The following is a 12,483-nucleotide window of genomic DNA, read 5'->3' on the forward strand; positions in this document are numbered from 1 at the left end:
ATGGTGAAGAAGGTTTCGCTTGAGGAAGATACCCTGTTCTTGGCTTGCACCCGGCCAGCGATGATCGCCGGGGTGACAATGGAGGCCATGGGCGTCAATATTATACTGACGACGATCCTCTACATTGTTGCCGGCTCGATTGCCTATGGGCTTGTCGGTGTGGTCTTTCATTTCATTTTTCGCTCGCTCGTCAAGCATGACCACAACATGTTCCGTATTCTGCTGGCCTGGATCGAAACCCGTGGTCGTTCGCGTAACGGCGCCTATTGGAGGGGTGCTTCGCTGACGCCGTTGAGACTAGTGCGACACTATGACGAAAGGGACCTTGGCCATGCCTAAAGTGTCCCGTCTCAAATTCCGTGAACTCGAGCCGGAAACGTACATCCCCTATGTCCGGCACGTGGATGAGACCGTGATCGCACTCGATTCCAGAGCATTGCTAGCGATGATCGCTTTGGAGGGCGTATCGTTCGAGACAATCGACGCTATCGATTTGAACAGCCTGCAGCGTGATCTCAACACGCTCTACCGCAACATTGCCGACGAGCGTCTGGCAATCTGGACCCACCTCATCCGTCGGCGCGATAACACTTATCCCGACGGCGAGTTCACCAATTCCTTCTCGGCAACGTTGAATGGCAAGTATCGGGAGCGGATGGTGAGCGAAGATCTGTTTCGCAACGATCTCTATCTCACCCTGCTTTGGCATCCGGGACACGATCCGGCCGAACGGCTTGCAAATTTGCTGTCACGGCTTCGCAAGGCCCAACGAGCAGCAGGCGAGCTCGATGAGGACAGCCTGAAACATCTGCGGGACAAGGTGACCGATGTCACTGCGGGACTGAGACGCTTCGCGCCGCGCGTGCTGTCTCTCTACGATCAAAACGGCATCCTGTTTTCCGAACCGAGCGAGGTGCTGCATCAGTTGATCGGCGGCCGGCGAGAGCCCATACCATTGACGGAAGGCAGGATCTCCTCGGCGATCTATTCCGATCGTGTGATCTTCGGGCGCGAGACGGTCGAGATCCGCGATGAAGGGACAAGCCGTTATGCGGGCATGTTCGGCTTCAAGGAATATCCGGCGAGAACCCGTGTCGGTATGCTGGACGGCATTCTGACGGCACCTTTCGAACTGATCCTCACTCAGTCCTTCGCGTTCAGGTCCAAGACCGATGCCCGCACCATCATGGGCCGCAAGCAGAACCAAATGGTGAGTGCGGTCGACAAGGCAGCCTCCCAGATTGAAGAGCTTGATGCGGCAATGGACGAGCTGGAATCGAACCGTTTCGTGCTTGGCGAACACCATCTGACCCTCGGGATCTTCGCTTCATCTGTCAAAGACCTCGGTGACAATCTTGCGAAGGCGCGCGCGCATCTGACCAATGGTGGCGCTGTCGTAGCGCGCGAGGATCTGGGGCTCGAAGCTGCATGGTGGGCACAATTGCCCGGTAATTTTCGGTATCGGGCTCGTTCCGGTGCGGTCACCTCGCTGAATTTTGCAGCACTTTCTCCGTTTCATTCCTATCCTATGGGTAAGAAGGACGGCAACGAATGGGGGCCGGCCGTCGCCATGCTAAAGACGGCGTCGGGCTCGCCGTTCTATTTCAATTTCCACTATGGCGATCTCGGTAACACCTTCGTCTGCGGTCCGTCGGGTGCTGGCAAGACCGTACTTCTCAATTTCATGCTGTCGCAACTCGAAAAGCATGACCCGCACATGGTCTTCTTCGACAAGGATCGTGGCGCCGACCTCTTCGTTCGGGCTGCCGGTGGCACCTATTTGCCGCTGAAGAACGGGCTGCCGACGGGATGTGCACCGTTGAAAGCCTTAGAGTTGACACCGGAAAATAAGATTTTCCTGGCACGATTTATCGCCAAGCTAGCCGGCAAGGCGGCGCGTGATTTTTCGGTCAGCGATGTTAGCGATATCGCGCTCGCGATCGATGGTCTTGCCGATCTGCCGAAAGAGCAGCGCACGATCGGCGCTTTGCGCACCTTTCTCAACAATACCGATCCGGAAGGGATTGCCGCGCGCCTGCGTCGGTGGGAAAGGGGCGGGCCGCTTGGTTGGGTCTTCGACAACGAGACCGATGAGATCGGTATCGGCGCCAAATTTCTCGGCTACGACATGACTGATTTTCTCGACAACGAGGAAATCCGTAATCCCTTGATGGCTTATCTTTTCTATCGTGTCGAACAGTTGATCGATGGCCGACGGATCATCATCGTTATCGACGAGTTCTGGAAGGCATTGCAAGACGAGAGCTTTCTTGATCTTGCCCAGAATAAGCTCAAGACCATTCGCAAGCAGAACGGCTTGATGCTGTTTGCCACGCAAAGCCCGCGAGACGCCATCAACTCACCGATCGCGCATACAATCATCGAGCAGTGCCCAACACAGGTTTTCCTGCCGAATTCCCGCGGTGATCGAGACGACTATGTCGGTGGCTTCAAGCTCACTGAACGCGAATTCGAGTTGGTTGCCCGCGAGCTCTCCGCCGAAAGCCGGCGCTTTGTCGTTAAACAGGGTCACAACAGCGTTGTCGCCGAGCTCAATCTCAACGGTTTCGGCGATGAGCTCGCAATCCTCTCCGGGCGAACGGCAAACGTGGAACTTGCCGAGGCCATCCGAGCGGAGCTTGGCGATGACCGGGACGAATGGTTGCGGATATTCCAACAGACACGGAGTGCAAGCTGATGGTGCAGAGCAGGGTGATTCCCATGACAGCGATAGTGCTGTTCCTTTCTTCGTACGCCGCTGACGCGCAGGGTATCCCGGTGATCGACCAGACGGCGATTGCCAAGCAGATCGAAAGCATAACCCAACTGAAATCGCAGCTCGATGCGCTAAACCAGCAACTCCAGCAGGCCCAGCAGCTCTACGGTTCGCTAAACAAGCTGACCAATATGGCCGACGTTGCCAGTCTGTTGAACGATCCGGCGGTTCGCAAGGCTTTGCCAGGAGACTTCTCTGCCGTCCAAAGCCTGCTCAAGGGCTCAGGTTCAGGCACGCTTGGCGATGCCGCCTCGAAGTTCTTGACCGACAATTCGACCTACAAAACGAGCGCTAACGACTTTTATGCTCAGGAACTGTCGCGTCTTCAGAACAAGAATGCGGGGCAGATGAGCCTAGCCCAGCAAATCTACGATACCGCGACCAAGCGGATCGACGGGATTGATCAGTTACGCCGGCAAATCTCTTCGGCGAGCGACGCCAAGGACATCGCCGATCTGCAGGCGCGGCTGCAGGCCGAAACGGCCTTTCTCCAGACCGATATGCTCAGGATGCAAGGGTTGCAGATGGTGCAGCAGGCCGAGGTTCAAGTCGATGAACAGCGCAAGGCCGAGGATTGGCGCAAGCGCATGGATACGATGGGAGCGGCCCTTCAATGAAGTTACTTGTTCTCTTTACACTCGGTGTCTCCTTGTTCGGCTGCTCGAAGCCCGAACGTACCTATTCGGTCGACGAGCTGATGGCCAACCAGACGCTGCTGTCAGATCTCATTGCCAAATGCAAAAGCAATCCCGGTGAGTTGCGAGCCACGCCGAACTGCGTAAATGCCGAGGCGGCAGATTGGAAATCCCGCCTGGAACGCATGGGCAAAGCACTCGGAGGCTGAGGCATGTACCAGATCTTTGCCTTTGTCGATGGGCAGTTCAAGGCGCCGCTGGAGAACTTCATATCATCAGGTACCTCGAATATCGCCAGCTGGGTCACAGGGCCATTGACGGCGGCCTTGACACTTTACGTCATCCTCTATGGCTTCCTGATCCTGCGTGGATCGGTCCATGAACCGATCATGGATTTCGCCTTTCGGGCAATGAAGCTTGCCATCATCCTGATGCTGGTCACGAATGCTGGCGAGTACCAGACTTATGTCGGCGGTATCTTTTTCGACACATTGCCTAAGGAAATTTCGCAGGCGTTGAACTCCGGCACGATACCAAGCGCCTCGACCTTCGACAGCCTGTTGGATAAAGGTCAAAAATGCGCGCATGAGATCTGGTCGCGCGCCTCATGGGGAGTCGACATCGTTACCGGCTTCGGTGGCATGCTTGTCATCTTGGCAAGTTTCGTGGTTGCCGCGATCGGTTATATCGTCTCGCTCTATGCCCGTCTCGCACTGGCGATCGTGCTCGCTATCGGCCCGATTTTCGTGGCGCTCGCCATGTTCCGCTCGACGCGCCGCTTTACCGAAGCCTGGATCGGACAACTCGCCAACTTCGTGATCCTGCAGGTACTGGTCGTGGCGGTTGGCTCGCTACTCATTACTTGTATCGATTCCACCTTCACAATGATCGAGAGCTACAGCGACGTACTCATGCGACCCGTTGCGCTCGGCGCCATTTGCCTTGCGTCCCTCTACGTCTTTTACCAGCTTCCAGGCATCGCCTCGGCACTTGCCTCGGGCGGGGCGTCGCTCACCTACGGCTATGGCGCGGCACGCGACGCCCATGAAGGCACGCTTGCCCGAGGTGCTACCTACATGACGCGCGCGACTGGTCGGGGTGCACGTGCCGTTGGCCGCAGCTTTCGTTTCGAAAGAACCGGCTGATGTGGAACTTCAAGCAAGCAACAAGATGGTTCACGATGATCCGAATACTCGTGCTTTTTTGTGTGGCATCAACGCTCGGCGGCTGCGCGTCACATTCCTATCCCCTGCCCAAATGCGACGGCTATTCGCGCCGGCCGCTCAAGCGCGCCATGTGGCAATGGGATGGCGATAGTCGGTCCACGCCGCAACCCCCTCACGCTTCACCGGCGCAGTCCGGCGGCAAGCCACCTGCCTACGTCGAGGAAAAGCCGGATATCGCTCCCGCCGCCTTCGCGCATTTTGATGTCGGCCACTCCTATCGCCTATGCGGAGGGCCGCGGTGATGGTGACGACGGACAGTCTTAAGGATTATTTCGATAAGGCCCGGCGCTTCGACCAGGATCGCATGATCCAGATGGAACGTTCGGCTCGAATTGCCTGGTTCGTAGCCATCGGGGCCGGTATTCTTGCGACGATTTCGACCGTCGCTATCGCAGGCCTGACACCGCTAAAGACGGTCGAGCCTTTTGTCGTGAGAGTCGACAATTCCACCGGTATTGTCGATGTCGTTTCGGCACTCACGTCGACCGCTGGCACCTACGACGAAGCAGTGACTAAATATTTCGCCGCCCGCTATGTTCGTGCCCGTGAGGGTTATGTCTGGAGCGAGGCAGAGGAGAATTTTCGCACGGTTTCGCTGCTCTCGACGGCGCCGGAACAGACCCGCTTTGCCGCGATTTATCGCGGCGGCAATCCGGATTCCCCGCAAAATATCTACGGTCGCGGCGCCACATCGCGGATCAACATCGTTTCCATCTCGCTGATCAACGCCAATGTACTGTCTGTTCGCTATATGCGTACCATCACGCGCGGTGATGAGACGCATACGACCCATTGGGTGGCAACGCTTACCTTCTCCTATGTGAATGCTCCAATGTCCTCGACCGATCGGCTGATAAATCCGCTCGGCTTCGCCGTCAGCGACTATCGCTCCGATCCGGAGGCCATCAATTGAGACATCTGAAACATCATTGTTTGATTGCACTGCTCCTGACCGCTAGCTGGCCATCGGCAACCCTTGCGTTGGAAACGCCGCGCGGCGCATCCCAGGACAGTCGGGTCCGCTTCGTCGACTATCAGCCTTACAATATCACCAGGATCGTTGGCTCGTTGCGTTCCTCCGTCCAGGTGGAGTTTGCCGCCGACGAGGAAATCGCCCATGTGGCGCTTGGCAACACGGTCGCCTGGGAAGTGGCGCCGGCCGGCAATATCCTCTTCCTGAAGGCGCGAGAGAACCAGCCTGTCACGAACATCTCCGTGGTCACGACACGTCGTGATGGTTCGACGCGCAGTTACCAGATGGAGTTGACGGTCCGAGACGGTCCGGTTGCCGCCGGCCAGGACACTTACTTCTATGTCAAATATCGCTATCCGGCCGATGATGCGGAACGCCGTCGTCAGGAGGCGCTCGCGCGAACCCAGGCAGCCCAAGCTGGACAAGCCGACACAGTGCTGGCTTTGCATGAGCAATATGGACCGCGCAATTGGCATTATTCGGCACAGGGCTCAGGAGCGTTGGAACCGAACGCTGTTTATGACAACGGCAAGATCACGACGATCGCCTTCACCGGCAATCAGGAAATGCCGGCAATCTATGTGGAAAACTCCGACGGCACCGAGAGCCTGGTACCTAAGTCGGTTTCCGGTGACCTCGTGCTCGTCCATGCGATCAGTCGCAAATTTATTCTGCGGCGGGGAGGAGACGTGCTCTGCATCTTCAACGAAGCCTACGATCCGGTGGGCATCGATCCCAACACCAGTACAACATCGCCTTCCGTAGAGCGCGTCATGAAAGCGCGGGCGGCAAGCGCTGCAACAGGAGGAGCCCATGGCGGATGAGACGGAAGACCGTATCCCAGGTGAGCGCGCCGAGACGGATGTCAATGCGCGAGCTGAGGGCCGTCCATTCCTGAAGCGCGGTGGCGTGGTTTTAGCGATGGTCGCTTTTGTTGGGTTTTCGTTGTGGTCGATGCGTGACCGGCAAAAGGCTGAGACGAAAGAGCCCGACCATGTCGTTATTCGCCAGACGGCTGACTTCGAGCCGGCGAAGGAAGAGGTAAAGCCGGCGGCACCCCTTCCTGAGGTGTTGCTACCGACGCCTGCGTCAAAGGAGCAGGTCACACCTGCTGAGGACACGTTGTTGGACTCCGCCCGCCGTGCGCCGGTGATGGCCTATAATGGACAGCAGTCCTCATCGCAACGCCGCGACACAGCGGCCGCCATGTCGCAAGACACCGGTTCCAATTACCTGCCCGTTCCTGGCGGCCTTGGGGGCGCCCAACCTGAAACCGAGGACCAGCGCTTCAACAGGATGTTGACGCCGACTCAGCTGGAAGGATCACGCGCCGGCACGCTCGGCAATCGCGACTTCATTGTGGCGATGGGAACTTCCATTCCGTGCGTGCTGGAGACGGCGCTTGCCTCCGACCAGCCAGGCTTCGCTAGCTGCATCATTAACCGCGATGTGCTTTCCGACAACGGCCGCGTAGTTCTGATGGAGAAAGGAACCCAGATCGTCGGAGAATATCGAGGCGGCTTGAACCGGGGCCAGAAGCGTCTATTCGTGCTTTGGAACCGGGCAAAGACGCCAAAAGGTGTAATTATTACACTCGCCTCACCCGCAACCGACGCACTCGGGCGGGCGGGCATGGATGGCTATGTTGACACGCATTGGTGGGAGCGCTTCGGCAGCGCCATCCTGCTCTCCATCGTTGGCGACGCGACGACCTATGCCGGCAGCCGACTGCAGGATAGTGACGTTCAAGCGCAGAGTACGACAACCACTGGCCAACAGGCAGCAGCGATCGCCGTCGAGCAATCCATCAATATTGTGCCGACATTGACAAAGCATCAGGGCGAACTCGTCTCGATTTTCGTGGCCCGAGATCTCGATTTTTCCGATGTCTATAGCCTGCGTGTCACCGAACCCCGCAACAGGATGCTCGATCGGGCGGTATTGGGGGATTTCAGGCCTCGATCAACGCTCGTGACGAAGTAGGGCGGAAGATGGCGGAAGCTTCAGATGCTCGTGTGGTGCGTGAATTGCTTTTGCCACTGTCTCGCTTCCTGAAGGATACGTCGCTGTATGAGATCGTCGTTAACCGCCCGGGTGAAGTCCTGACCGAGGGAGCCGAGGGATGGCAGCATCATGCACTGCCGGATCTTAGCTTCGAGAAGCTCATGCGTCTGGCCCGAGCCATTGCAAGCTATTCGAACCAGGCAATCGATGAGGCCCGGCCGGTCTTGTCGGCCTCTTTGCCAGATGAAGAGCGGATTCAGATCGTTGTGCCGCCAGCAACGGCCAAGGACACGGTCAGCATCACGATCAGAAAGCCGTCGTCGGTGACGCTGACGTTGGATGATCTCGAAAAGGGTGGATTATTTTCCGATGTCTCCTGGTCGAACCGTGATGTCGAATCCTCGGATACGAGTTTGGACAAGATCCTTAAGGCAGGCAATTACGCGACGTTTCTGCGTGCGGCGGTTCTTGCGCGCAAGAACATCATCATCTCGGGTGCGACCGGATCGGGCAAGACCACCCTGTCGAAGGCATTGATCCGGCATATCCCGGAGCATGAGCGGATAATCTCGATCGAGGATACGCCGGAGCTGGTCATCTCGCAACCCAATCATGTCAGGCTTTTCTACTCGAAAGGAGGACAGGGGCTAGCGAAAATCAGCGCGAAAGATCTGCTCGAATCGTGCCTCAGGATGCGACCCGATCGCATTCTTCTACAGGAGTTGCGCGACGGCTCAGCCTTCTACTATATCCGCAATATCAATTCAGGACACCCTGGATCGATCACAACGGTGCATGCCGATTCTGCGGCGCTGGCATTTGAGCAACTGACGTTACTCGTGAAGGAGTCGGAGGGAGGTCGTGACCTTGAGCGCAGCGATATTCGTAGTTTGCTGAAGGTCGCGGTCGATATCATTGTCCAGTGCAGGCGGATCGACGGGCAGTTTCGGGTGAGCGAGATTTATTTTGAGCCGTGATCGAGCGGAGAAATGATTAGTCCCTGCATTTTGGTTTGTTCGCTTCAGCCGAGGTTCCGTAAGCGTTGTTTCGCTCGCACCTTGACCAAGATGGTTTTTGCAGTGTCGAGGGCCGGAGCCATGACGAGGACGGGCAACGGTGCGTCAATTTTGCTGCCGTTCAGTCCAGGGTTAATCCGGCCCCGTTCAGTCGATACCGAATAAACTCTGAATTCGGAGAGGCTGATACCGCCTCAATAAGTTGACCTATATTTCCATGCAGAACTGCCTGGATCACTGGGCCTATTTCTTCTTCAACGCTCCGAAGGGCTCCTTCATTCATTCGACATTGAAGGCGCTCATGCAAAATGAATTCCAATACCTTGTGCCGCAGTTGACTGCCCTGAAGGGCATCGAGATCGGGCTTCTTGATGTAAAATTCAAAGCTATGTGTCAAAAAGCCTGAATCGACCGGGAGTGAGAGAACCAAGCCAATGTCATCCTCAAAGACGCTAAGCTCCCATCCTCGGCCAAAGAGTTTTCTACGCAATTTTGTCACCAGCTACCCCAAGCTGCTTTGACAATGCTCTAAAAACGTGGCTGTCCGCAATGGTCCGATAGAAACCTTTAAGCGCGTATCACACCATCGAGTAATTCCACGGCAGGAGTTCCTCAATTCGGGACTGCCTGTGACCGTTGACTATGGCGGTGAGCGTGGCACTCAGGTAGGCAAGCGGATCAACGGCATTGAGCTTGCAGGTCTCGATGAGCGAGGCGATGGTGACCTCCTTCGAAGGCGATGGACCGAGCCGACTGCACGGGCGCAGTATTAACCGCTACAGGGATGCCTAAACTCCCGTCGCTGCCTTCGCCGCAAGTCCGGCAAAGGATTCAATGTCTGTCACCTTTAGTGGCGAATTGACCATGGTTGCCAAAGTGGCTACCGACAACCCGTTCCGGTATGTTGCCAGCTATCGCAGCGAACTGTTCGGCGTTTGGGAGAAGCAGCCATTCGAGAGCCATCAGCTTGGGAAGCTCGGTTTAATGTCGAAGCTGCAAAGCCCAGCCGCTCACGCGGAAAAAAGTGGTTTTGTATCAATGGGAGTGTAAAACGGCGCGGCCTGCCGTGAATGCGCGTTGCTTTTGATTTTCCACTCGTCAGGTCCATCCTGTAGGGGTGTTTTACATGCCCTCGAACCCTACGGCGTCGTCAGCGCGTAGGCGATGCGCCGAAAGAAATCCACGGTTCGGAAGATATATGCGGGTATGCGCCGCCATGCAGGCGCCTTGGCTGCGCGATAATCGCGACGCAAGCCGATCATCGTCGTTCGCTGCAGCTGGCTGAAACCGGCGATATTCGCACGCGTACTGACGATAGATACATTCATGTCCCAGCCGCGCTCCACAGCCACATCCCAGGGCAGCGACATGATGGCCAGCGATTTCACGATCTTTTCGGCGCCTTTGCGCGTGACGAGATAGCAGGCCGTCGAGCCCTGGGGACCAAAGAGGCAGCGGCCAACGATATCTCCTCTGCTGCTCAGGCCCGTGGTGCGAAAACCGTTCCAGCGGTGATTGACGAGCTTGACCAGGTCGGCATTGGGCGCAGCATTCTTCGCCGCCACGGCGCGTGCGAGGAAATCGATATCCAGCGCGACATCGTCCTCGATGATGACAGCCATCGCGTCGTCGCCCGCCAAAAACCGGTGCAGCGCCAGCAGATGGCTGCGATAGCAGCCGTATTCACCGGGCAGTATGGTGCGACCGTGCCGCCGCTGGAAACGATCGTGATTTACGTCGACCCATTCGTCGCGTGGGATGAGGGCGCCGTCGACACCGTGGATACGCTCGAATCGAAAACCGAACACGTCGCTCTGTCGCTGAATCTCCGCCAGTCGTTCGGCTGCCCGATCGATATCGATAAGATAGACCGGCACGGTTTGTGACGGTGTAAAAGAAGTTTCGGCGAGCGCAGTTACGGACATCGAACACACTTGTATTATTTCCATAGGCGCAAACAGCCAGCGCCAAGCCATATATGATTGCGCATCAACATAAAAGCCAGCTCTTATGCCGCGCTTCTCATCCTTGACTCCAGCCGCTACCAGTCAACCATGACATAGTGACCGGCCGAAAGGCTCACGATCACGCCAATCTCAAAGCAGCAGCCAATGGCGGACAATCGCAGAAGCGGTGTCGCTCGCCCAAGCAATGAGCGATCCGACAGAAATCCCAAACAGAACAAGCAAAGCAACGACGCCAGCGTCTAGAAGCTAAATGCGCCGCACTCCGAAATGGTCGGTAGATTTCTCGTGATTTTTCGGGACCATTTCCTTGAGGGCAGTCACCTCGTTTCGGATCTGAGTGAGAGATCGTGGTCAGTCTTATCTTCTTGGTGGCTCAATGAGACCTCCGGCGCCTTAATGTTTAGCTCTCAATGATATATGTGATTACTTAGACGGCGGCTGTCGCGGCTCTCGGCGCAGACTTTCCCGCCGCCAAATACTCCCCCTTCAGCCGCATATGGCACCAGCAGGCAAAGGCGGAGCTTGCGAAGGCCAGGCTTTCGCCGATCGCTAGGCGGTTGTTGGAGTTGCTGAGGAGCGTCAATGAGAAAAAGAAAAGGCAAGCGATGTAGGCGTGCCATGCGGCGCGCGGAATAATGCCGGCCTTGTGGGCGCGCCAGACGGCGCGGATGAAGATGGCGAGCATGAAGCCCATGATTGCCGCACCGAACAGGCCGTAGCGCACTAGGATTTCCAGATAGCCGTTGTGCAGCAGCGTGTACTGGACATGCGAGTAGCGCGTCTCGGCCCAGCGTTCGAGCCACCGATTACCCCAGCCGAAGATCGGTGCGGAGGAGAAGACCTCCCAACTGTTCGACCAGAGCTGCAGGCGTTCGTCCATCGACACCGGCGTATTGCTCGAGCTGATGGCGTTCGAGACCACGCCCCCCATTTCATGGCCGTTGGCCACATTTTCGACCATGGAAAGGGCTGCCGACACAGTCGGGCCAGCCGTCTTGTCGAGATTGTGCCTGACGCCATAGATCCCGGCGATCAACAGGGCCGCGACGGCGATGATGATGATGACGCCGCTTTTCAGGCGTAGGTAGGTCAGCGTAATGAGCGCCAGGACAGGCAGTGTTGTGCCGAGCGCGAGCCAGACGCCTTTCGATTTGGCGCCGTAGATGGCGATGAAACAGAGCGCGAAGATGAAGGGCGAAACGAAATAGGCGAAGCGGGCGATCCGGCGGTCGCTCGATTTGTCCGTCAGGTAGTGCAGCAGCCAGAACAAGGTAAAGATCACGATCATGCCGCAGGCGACGGCGCCGTGGATCTGGTTGTTCATGATCAGCGGCCGGATGGTTTCGCCGGCAAAGACCTCGCGCAGATGCTGGGTGGCGACCAGCATGATGAGGACCATCGCGAAATAGGCAGCTATGATCTTTTCCATCAGCTCTTCGTAGAGCAGGAAGGCGACGCCCATAATGGGGAAGAAGAAGGGGAAGGCATAGAGCCAATCCGAGGCGCCGATATCGTGCTGCGGTGTCAGCCAGAAGGTGATGAAGAAACGCGCCATGACATAGAAGGCCCAGCCCATGCAGAGCCAGCCGATCCAGTCGGTGCGCGGCCGTATGGGCGCCTTCATATAGTAGTAGAGGGCGATTAGAGAGAGGAGCGCGGTGGCATAGCGATAGGCGTCGCTCTCGACGACGGTTGGCGAAGCGACAAGCAGCCAGAGAATGCCGCCGATGATGGCGAGCGGTTTCGTCATGTTGCTTCCTGCCTTCGTGACGCCGATCGGTTCGGCTGCAAGGTCAGCATGCGGTTTGTTGATGCGCGAGTCGTCCAATGTCGTCATCCGCCTTCGTCCAGAATCGGTTCATCATCCGGCATTCCTCGCCCCGTGA

At 57.1% G+C, this 12,483-nt stretch carries 14 protein-coding genes and 1 pseudogene; 11 read left to right on the forward strand and 4 right to left on the reverse strand.

The features are described from left to right. Genes PH552_RS08955 through virB11 form a run of 10 tightly spaced genes read left to right on the forward strand, consistent with a single transcriptional unit; the run spans position 1 to position 8,591 of the window. On the forward strand, positions 1–339 hold the full coding sequence (locus PH552_RS08955; protein WP_112341654.1) for a VirB3 family type IV secretion system protein: 339 nt from the start codon (positions 1–3) through the stop codon (positions 337–339). Next, complete coding sequence (locus PH552_RS08960; RefSeq protein WP_285165865.1) at positions 332–2,698, forward strand: VirB4 family type IV secretion/conjugal transfer ATPase; 2,367 nt, start codon at positions 332–334, stop codon at positions 2,696–2,698. Before PH552_RS08955 ends, PH552_RS08960 begins: the two co-directional genes overlap by 8 nt. After that, positions 2,698–3,393 carry a P-type DNA transfer protein VirB5 gene (gene virB5 / locus PH552_RS08965; RefSeq protein WP_285165866.1) on the forward strand — a complete coding sequence of 232 codons (696 nt, stop codon included), beginning with the start codon at positions 2,698–2,700 and terminating at the stop codon, positions 3,391–3,393. The genes PH552_RS08960 and virB5 overlap by 1 nt, the downstream gene beginning before the upstream one ends. After that, positions 3,390–3,620 carry an EexN family lipoprotein gene (locus PH552_RS08970; RefSeq protein ID WP_169646364.1) on the forward strand — a complete coding sequence of 77 codons (231 nt, stop codon included), beginning with the start codon at positions 3,390–3,392 and terminating at the stop codon, positions 3,618–3,620. Before virB5 ends, PH552_RS08970 begins: the two co-directional genes overlap by 4 nt. Positions 3,621–3,623: 3 nt before the next feature. Then, the gene (locus PH552_RS08975; protein WP_285165867.1) at positions 3,624–4,556 is read left to right on the forward strand and encodes a TrbL/VirB6 family protein; all 933 of its coding nucleotides are present in this window, start codon (positions 3,624–3,626) and stop codon (positions 4,554–4,556) included. A gap of 35 nt (positions 4,557–4,591) precedes the next feature. Next, the gene (locus PH552_RS08980; RefSeq protein WP_285165868.1) at positions 4,592–4,879 is read left to right on the forward strand and encodes a hypothetical protein; all 288 of its coding nucleotides are present in this window, start codon (positions 4,592–4,594) and stop codon (positions 4,877–4,879) included. Beyond that, positions 4,879–5,550 carry a VirB8 family type IV secretion system protein gene (locus PH552_RS08985; protein WP_112341650.1) on the forward strand — a complete coding sequence of 224 codons (672 nt, stop codon included), beginning with the start codon at positions 4,879–4,881 and terminating at the stop codon, positions 5,548–5,550. The genes PH552_RS08980 and PH552_RS08985 overlap by 1 nt, the downstream gene beginning before the upstream one ends. Before the next feature lie 5 nt (positions 5,551–5,555). Beyond that, on the forward strand, positions 5,556–6,434 hold the full coding sequence (virB9, locus tag PH552_RS08990; protein WP_285165933.1) for a P-type conjugative transfer protein VirB9: 879 nt from the start codon (positions 5,556–5,558) through the stop codon (positions 6,432–6,434). Then, on the forward strand, positions 6,424–7,593 hold the full coding sequence (virB10, locus tag PH552_RS08995; RefSeq protein ID WP_285165869.1) for a type IV secretion system protein VirB10: 1,170 nt from the start codon (positions 6,424–6,426) through the stop codon (positions 7,591–7,593). The genes virB9 and virB10 overlap by 11 nt, the downstream gene beginning before the upstream one ends. An 8-nt stretch (positions 7,594–7,601) precedes the next feature. Beyond that, positions 7,602–8,591, forward strand: coding sequence for a P-type DNA transfer ATPase VirB11 (gene virB11 / locus PH552_RS09000; protein ID WP_285165870.1), 990 nt, complete (start codon positions 7,602–7,604; stop codon positions 8,589–8,591). A 160-nt stretch (positions 8,592–8,751) separates the two neighbouring features. Here the strand turns inward: virB11 and PH552_RS09005 are convergent, their stop codons facing one another. Further along, on the reverse strand, positions 8,752–9,129 hold the full coding sequence (locus PH552_RS09005) for a hypothetical protein (RefSeq protein ID WP_152096692.1): 378 nt from the start codon (positions 9,127–9,129) through the stop codon (positions 8,752–8,754). Between the two features lie 79 nt (positions 9,130–9,208). After that, positions 9,209–9,349 (reverse strand): annotated as a pseudogene (locus PH552_RS09010) (transposase domain-containing protein); the annotation flags it as partial. Positions 9,350–9,464: 115 nt separating this feature from the next. Between PH552_RS09010 and PH552_RS09015 the strand changes: the two are divergent. Next, entirely contained in the window at positions 9,465–9,680 is a 216-nt protein-coding gene (locus tag PH552_RS09015) for a hypothetical protein (RefSeq protein WP_285165872.1), read from the forward strand. An 89-nt stretch (positions 9,681–9,769) separates the two neighbouring features. Here PH552_RS09015 and PH552_RS09020 read toward each other — a convergent pair whose 3' ends face one another. Further along, positions 9,770–10,555, reverse strand: coding sequence for a glycosyltransferase family 25 protein (locus PH552_RS09020; RefSeq protein ID WP_285165873.1), 786 nt, complete (start codon positions 10,553–10,555; stop codon positions 9,770–9,772). A 469-nt stretch (positions 10,556–11,024) separates the two neighbouring features. Beyond that, positions 11,025–12,434: an O-antigen ligase family protein gene (locus PH552_RS09025; RefSeq protein ID WP_285165874.1), complete on the reverse strand. Its 1,410-nt coding sequence runs from the start codon at positions 12,432–12,434 to the stop codon at positions 11,025–11,027. Positions 12,435–12,483: the final 49 nt, after the last annotated feature.

Origin of the sequence: Rhizobium aureum (assembly GCF_030182495.1) — a bacterium.
Classification (GTDB): domain Bacteria; phylum Pseudomonadota; class Alphaproteobacteria; order Rhizobiales; family Rhizobiaceae; genus Rhizobium; species Rhizobium tropici_C.

Coding starts and splice junctions, on each gene's coding strand:
- PH552_RS08970 (WP_169646364.1), top strand. CDS start 3,390: ATGAAGTTACTTGTTCTCTTTACACTCGGTGTCTCCTTGTTCGGCTGC.
- PH552_RS09015 (WP_285165872.1), top strand. CDS start 9,465: ATGTCTGTCACCTTTAGTGGCGAATTGACCATGGTTGCCAAAGTGGCT.
- PH552_RS08975 (WP_285165867.1), top strand. CDS start 3,624: ATGTACCAGATCTTTGCCTTTGTCGATGGGCAGTTCAAGGCGCCGCTG.
- PH552_RS08960 (WP_285165865.1), top strand. CDS start 332: ATGCCTAAAGTGTCCCGTCTCAAATTCCGTGAACTCGAGCCGGAAACG.
- virB5 (WP_285165866.1), top strand. CDS start 2,698: ATGGTGCAGAGCAGGGTGATTCCCATGACAGCGATAGTGCTGTTCCTT.
- PH552_RS08985 (WP_112341650.1), top strand. CDS start 4,879: ATGGTGACGACGGACAGTCTTAAGGATTATTTCGATAAGGCCCGGCGC.
- virB11 (WP_285165870.1), top strand. CDS start 7,602: ATGGCGGAAGCTTCAGATGCTCGTGTGGTGCGTGAATTGCTTTTGCCA.
- PH552_RS09020 (WP_285165873.1), bottom strand. CDS start 10,555: ATGTCCGTAACTGCGCTCGCCGAAACTTCTTTTACACCGTCACAAACC.
- PH552_RS08980 (WP_285165868.1), top strand. CDS start 4,592: ATGATCCGAATACTCGTGCTTTTTTGTGTGGCATCAACGCTCGGCGGC.
- PH552_RS08955 (WP_112341654.1), top strand. CDS start 1: ATGGTGAAGAAGGTTTCGCTTGAGGAAGATACCCTGTTCTTGGCTTGC.
- virB10 (WP_285165869.1), top strand. CDS start 6,424: ATGGCGGATGAGACGGAAGACCGTATCCCAGGTGAGCGCGCCGAGACG.
- PH552_RS09025 (WP_285165874.1), bottom strand. CDS start 12,434: ATGACGACATTGGACGACTCGCGCATCAACAAACCGCATGCTGACCTT.